Annotated in this window: 2 protein-coding genes; one reads left to right on the top strand and one right to left on the bottom strand. The window is 62.4% G+C overall.

What is annotated here, in order from left to right:
* On the top strand, positions 1-286 hold a 286-nt coding region (locus AC1DT3_RS22115; protein WP_477467321.1), incomplete at its 5' end, for a response regulator.
* On the opposite strand, the gene AC1DT3_RS22120 is transcribed toward AC1DT3_RS22115, so the two are convergent.
* A partial coding sequence (locus AC1DT3_RS22120) for a serine hydrolase domain-containing protein (protein WP_477467322.1) occupies positions 270-1130 on the bottom strand: 861 nt, incomplete at its 5' end. The genes AC1DT3_RS22115 and AC1DT3_RS22120 overlap by 17 nt on opposite strands.

A 1130-nucleotide genomic window follows, 5' to 3' on the forward strand; every position in this document is an offset into this window, starting at 1 on the left:
GTCGGCGGAGCTCGCGGGTATGGGCTATGCCAGCATCACGACTCCCTTCGAAGCTGCCGACGAGGTCCTGGCGCTTATTCCAAGTCCAGTTGCCGTCGTCCTGCAGATGCCAGACAGCGCCACCAGCGCCGAACAGGCCGGCTTTTGCCTGCTCGCGGAGCGCATGCGCGTATCGCTGCATGCCTCCAATGTTCCTGTCATCGTTTTGAACGAACGTGAAGGGCGCATGGGGTTCCTGCAGTCCAAGCTCGCCGCGCACGCTGGCGGTTTCAGGATCCCAGCCTGATCACATCCGCTTCGACGATGGATGCATCCTCCGTCGCAGCGAAAGAAGCGATTGTCTTGGATTCCATCACATAGACGGCGATCGAGCTGCCGGGCCCCCCTCCCGTGTGCCCAACCACCGGTATGCCTTGCATGTCACCCGACATGACGCCGAGGCCATAGCCTGGGCGCGTCCATGGCCGGCCCTCAATCGGGCCTCCGAGGATCAGCGGCTCTTTCATTTGCGCCAGCAGTGCTGACGGTAGGAGCGATCCACGAAACAGGCGGTCGGCGAGGAACGCTGCGTCCGCGACACTGCCCACCAGCAGGCCGTGATAGACCCAGCCGGGATGGTAGGAGCGTGCATCACCCATTTCGACGCATTCGAGATGCTCGCGAGCCGTTGCGATTCGGGCAGAGGGGATGTCGAGTGGATCGAATACTAGCTTTTGCAGAGCCGCGTTCAGAGGCGTTCCGGAAGCCTTTTCGACGAGTTGTCCGACGACCCGATAGCCGACGTTCGAATAGTCCCAGCCCTCGCCAGGCGGGTAGCGCAAGCGCGTGGCGTCGAGACGTTCCAAAAGCTCATCGACAGGCCATGGATCGGCACCCGAGGCAACCGCCTGATGGTACGCCTGATAGCCACCGTAGTTCACCACCCCGGCGCGATGCTGCAACAGCTGCCTCAGTGTGTACGGTTGTGTCGACATCGGTTCGTCGAGAGATAGAGCCCCGTCGCGCACGAGGGCGAGTGCCGCGGCGGCGAGGACGGTCTTGGTAAAACTCCACCAGGGCACGATCGCTTCCGCGTTCATTTCGTCGATGCGGTGGCCATCCTGGAGCACCAAATGGGCCTGCATATCAGG

This window comes from Microvirga sp. P4_G7 (assembly GCF_056401005.1).